Source organism: Synechocystis sp. LEGE 06083 (assembly GCF_015207725.1).
Classification (GTDB): domain Bacteria; phylum Cyanobacteriota; class Cyanobacteriia; order Cyanobacteriales; family Microcystaceae; genus Synechocystis; species Synechocystis salina.
Map to the genome: position 1 here is coordinate 1 of NZ_JADEWJ010000300.1, position 4,365 is coordinate 4,365.

At 50.7% G+C, this 4,365-nt stretch carries 5 protein-coding genes; all 5 read left to right on the forward strand.

All coding sequences use genetic code 11. The features are described 5' to 3' along the window. The first annotated feature begins 99 nt into the window (after nt 1-99). The 5 genes from IQ219_RS17190 (at nt 100) to IQ219_RS17210 (ending at nt 4,221) form a co-directional block, all read left to right on the forward strand. Nucleotides 100-924 carry a TlyA family RNA methyltransferase gene (locus IQ219_RS17190; RefSeq protein WP_194073418.1) on the forward strand — a complete coding sequence of 275 codons (825 nt, stop codon included), beginning with the start codon at nt 100-102 and terminating at the stop codon, nt 922-924. 80 nt (nt 925-1,004) lie between these two features. Next, a complete protein-coding gene (gene ispD, locus IQ219_RS17195; protein ID WP_194073419.1) occupies nt 1,005-1,697 on the forward strand; it encodes a 2-C-methyl-D-erythritol 4-phosphate cytidylyltransferase in 693 nt (230 codons plus the stop codon). A gap of 83 nt (nt 1,698-1,780) precedes the next feature. Further along, a complete protein-coding gene (gene fbp, locus IQ219_RS17200; protein ID WP_194014244.1) occupies nt 1,781-2,824 on the forward strand; it encodes a class 1 fructose-bisphosphatase in 1,044 nt (347 codons plus the stop codon). A gap of 198 nt (nt 2,825-3,022) precedes the next feature. After that, on the forward strand, nt 3,023-3,757 hold the full coding sequence (locus tag IQ219_RS17205; protein ID WP_194073420.1) for a sucrose-phosphate phosphatase: 735 nt from the start codon (nt 3,023-3,025) through the stop codon (nt 3,755-3,757). A 62-nt stretch (nt 3,758-3,819) separates the two neighbouring features. Continuing rightward, entirely contained in the window at nt 3,820-4,221 is a 402-nt protein-coding gene (locus tag IQ219_RS17210; RefSeq protein ID WP_190598338.1) for an STAS domain-containing protein, read from the forward strand. The last annotated feature ends 144 nt before the right edge of the window (nt 4,222-4,365 follow it).

Here is a 4,365-nt window from a genome sequence, read left to right on the forward strand (position 1 = left end):
GCCTTGGTTTGGCACTAGCTACAAAATGGGTATAGCACTGCTGTTGATGATCATCATTTTATTCATCCGGCCCCAGGGACTATTCAAAGGCACTCAATGATGGCCAAAGCAGATAAACAACGACTGGATGCCCTGTTGGTGGCCAAAGGTCTATGTGAATCCCGCGCCCTGGCCCAGCGTTTAATCCGGGCGGGGGAAGTGAAAGTTAATCAACAATTGGTGGATAAACCAGGCACCCCCGTAGCCATGGATGCAGTGGTGGAGTTGGCCCAAAGGCCTCCCTACGTTTCCCGGGGGGGAGAAAAGTTAGCCAAGGCCCTAACGGAATTTGCCATTGATGTAGGCGGACGTATTTGTCTCGATGGGGGCATTTCCACCGGCGGTTTTACGGACTGCCTACTGCAAAAAGGAGCAACCAAAGTGTATGGCGTCGATGTGGGCTACGGCCAGGTGGCTTGGAAATTGCGTCAGGATGAACGGGTAATTTTGCGGGAGCGGGCCAATTTTCGTTACCTCACGCCCCAGGATCTTTATGGGGATGAACCCTGGCCGGACTTGGGGGTGATGGATTTGTCCTTTATTTCCCTCACTAAGGTAATGGCTCCCCTCTGGTCTCTCCTTGCTCCTCCCCGGGAAGTGGTGTTATTAGTCAAACCCCAATTTGAAGTGGGTAGGGAAAAAATTGGCAAAAAGGGAGTGGTGCGGGATGCCCAAGCCCAGGCAGAGGCCATTGATCAGGTTTGGCGATCGGCCCAGAGCCTTGGTTGGCAGTTTAACGGTTTAACCTTTTCCCCCATCACTGGCCCCGCAGGCAATGTGGAATACCTACTCTGGCTCAGTCAGTCCGCTGTCAACACTTCCGCTCCAACGCTAGTCCAATTGGGGGAAATTACCCAAAAAGCGTTGGATTCTTTCAAGGGTTGAAAATGGGTTTGAATTGTCCCCAGTCTCAAACATGGTAAGGTTTGAGGTCAAGAATTTCAGCAGAGTTAACAGTTGGGTAGATGCATTTATTGATTCCAGCGGCAGGTTCCGGCAAGCGCATGGGGAGCAGTCAAAATAAGTTGCTTTTAAACGTTCTGGGGCAACCCCTACTAAGTTGGACGATGAAAGCGGCGTTGGCATCCCAGTCCATTGAATGGATTGGCATCCTTGGGCAGCCCTACGATTTTCCGGCTTTTGAAGCTTTATTAGCGCCGCTCCATTCTCCTAAACCGGTGCAGTTAATCACGGGGGGAGAAACCCGACAACAATCGGTGTTTAACGGGATCCAAGCCCTACCCCCAGAAGCAAAATTTGTCCTCATCCACGACGGGGCCCGTTGCCTAGCCACGCCGGATTTATTTGACCGTTGTACCGAAGCGCTCCAGCATTGCCAAGGATTGATTGCCGCCATGCCAGTGAAGGACACCATCAAAATAGTTGACGCCGCTGGTTGGATTACTGACACTCCCGATCGCCAGGGTTTGTGGGGAGCCCAAACGCCCCAGGGTTTTGACGTGACTCTGCTCAAAGCTTGCCATGAAAAAGGTAAACAGGAAGGTTGGGAAGTAACGGACGATGCGGCCCTGTTAGAAAAATGTGGCCAGCCAGTGAAAATAGTGCCGGGGGAAGACACCAATTTGAAAATTACCACCCCCGTAGACCTGGCGATCGCCGAATTTATTTTGGGGCAGAGGTTGGCAAAATCTACCTAGAAATGGTGAAATTTCGGGGTTCGGAAAGATCAAGTTAGGATGGGAAGGACTTTGAGCCTAGCAATCCAAGGAGACTTTCATCCATGACTGTGAGCGAGATTAATATTCCTGACTCTTTACTGGACCGGGATTGCACCACCCTTTCACGCCACGTACTCCAACAACTGAATAGCTTTGGCGCCGATGCCCAGGATTTGAGTGCCATCATGAACCGCATTGCCCTAGCGGGAAAATTGATTGCCCGTCGTCTCAGTCGAGCCGGACTGATGGCCGATGTGTTGGGCTTCACCGGAGAAACCAACGTTCAGGGGGAATCGGTGAAAAAAATGGACGTCTTTGCCAATGATGTTTTCATTTCCGTCTTTAAGCAAAGCGGTCTGGTCTGCCGTTTGGCTTCGGAGGAGATGGAAAAACCCTACTATATTCCCGAAAATTGCCCCATCGGCCGCTATACCCTGCTCTACGACCCCATTGACGGTTCCTCCAACGTGGACATTAACCTCAATGTGGGCTCTATTTTTGCCATCCGCCAGCAACAGGGGGAAGACCTCGACGGCAGTGCATCGGATTTGTTAACCAACGGAGACCAACAAATTGCAGCCGGTTATATCCTCTACGGCCCCTCTACTATGTTGGTTTATTCCCTCGGCTCCGGGGTACATAGTTTTATCCTCGATCCTAGTTTGGGGGAATTTATTTTAGCCCAGGAGAATATTCGCATTCCCGACCACGGCCCTATCTATAGCACCAATGAAGGTAACTTTTGGCAATGGGATGAAGCCCTAAGGGATTACACCCGTTATGTTCACCGCCACGAAGGTTACACCGCCCGCTACAGTGGCGCCCTAGTGGGGGATATTCACCGGATTTTGATGCAGGGGGGAGTGTTCCTTTATCCCGGTACGGAAAAAAATCCCGATGGTAAATTGCGTTTGCTCTACGAAACGGCACCGTTGGGCTTTTTGGTGGAACAGGCTGGGGGAAGGGCCAGCGATGGGCAAAAGCGTTTGCTGGATTTAATTCCCTCCAAATTACACCAGCGTACCCCTGCCGTCATTGGCAGTTCGGAAGACGTGAAGTTGGTGGAATCCTTCATCAGTGACCACAAACAACGGCAAAGTAGTTAATTTTCCTTTTTGGGAATGTTTTAAAAGACCCCCCTGTTCCCCCAAATTAGGGAGAAAACTAGAGAAGAGTACCCCCGTATTGCGGTTGCTTTAGTGGGTCGGTTGAGGGGGTAAACCGGAACTTGGCCAACAGGTTCTTAAACGACTCACCCATAAACAACGGGGACTCGTTGTTGAACTGAGTAATGCCATTGTCCTATGCGAAAATTACTGTTAATTTCTGACCTGGATAACACCTGGGTGGGAGACCAAAAAGCCTTAGAAGCATTGCAACAATACCTAGGCGATCGCCGAGGGGATGTTTATCTGGCCTATGCCACGGGGCGTTCCTACAATTCCGCTAGGGAACTACAAAAACAGGTGGGACTGATGGAACCGGACCATTGGCTCACAGCGGTGGGGAGTGAAATTTACCATCCCCAGGGTCTAGACCAGGATTGGGCTGATTACCTTTCTGAGCATTGGCAAAGGGATGCACTCCAGGCGATCGCCGATGGTTTTGAAGCTCTGCAACCCCAATCTCCCCTGGAACAAAATCCCTGGAAAATTAGTTATCACCTCGCTCCCCAGGCTTCTCCCACAGTTATTGATCAACTAACCGAAATTTTGGAGGAGACTGGCATTCCAGTGCAGGTAATTTTCAGCAGTGGCAAGGATGTGGATTTATTGCCCCAACGCAGTAACAAAGGTAATGCCACCCAATATTTGCAAAAACATTTGGCCATGGAGCCAGCCCAAACCCTGGTCTGTGGTGACTCCGGCAATGACATTGGCTTATTTGAAACTTCCGCTCGGGGCGTCATTGTCCGCAATGCCCAACCGGAATTACTGCACTGGTATGACCAATGGGGTAAATCTCGCCATTATTGGGCCCAATCGAGCCATGCTGGCGCTATTCTAGAGGCGATCGCCCATTTTGATTTTTTTGGCTAATATTTTAGTTAACATCTCCGAATGGGCAAGCAAAGTAAGCTACAATTTGACATTGTTCAATTTTGAGTACAGGGTGCAAAACCGAGGAGGGCGTTATTGCTGAGCCACTAAACCTGACAGTCAGTTTACGCGGAACATTGGAAGTCAAGGAAAAACTGCAAATATTCCGTTTGACGGGTCTGTTGGACGCATTTTCCGAGCCTACCTTCCGTAAGGTAGTCAGTGATCACATCGAAGCGGGGCCCGCCCATGTGGTGCTGGACTTGTCCACCATTGATTTTATTGACAGCTCTGGTCTAGGAGCATTGGTGCAGGTAACCAAACTTTCCCAAAACAAAGAAGGAAGTGTGCAGATTGTCACCAACCCTAGGGTTACCCAAACGGTAAAACTGGTGCGTTTGGAAAAATTCCTCCATCTTCATAATTCCCTGGCCGAGGCGATCGCCGCTACCACTGAGGGGTAATGATGGCTGGTTGTTCACGGGTAGCCCAACCATGGTGGTGCTGTCCGGTCTTGACTGCAATGGGGACGTGCCATGACCCAGTTTAGTGACCATCCCCTTTGGCAATCCCCCCTGTGCCCCGTCGATGCCCCTCCGGTACAGTCC

Coding starts and splice junctions, on each gene's coding strand:
- IQ219_RS17190 (WP_194073418.1), top strand. CDS start 100: ATGGCCAAAGCAGATAAACAACGACTGGATGCCCTGTTGGTGGCCAAA.
- ispD (WP_194073419.1), top strand. CDS start 1,005: ATGCATTTATTGATTCCAGCGGCAGGTTCCGGCAAGCGCATGGGGAGC.
- fbp (WP_194014244.1), top strand. CDS start 1,781: ATGACTGTGAGCGAGATTAATATTCCTGACTCTTTACTGGACCGGGAT.
- IQ219_RS17205 (WP_194073420.1), top strand. CDS start 3,023: ATGCGAAAATTACTGTTAATTTCTGACCTGGATAACACCTGGGTGGGA.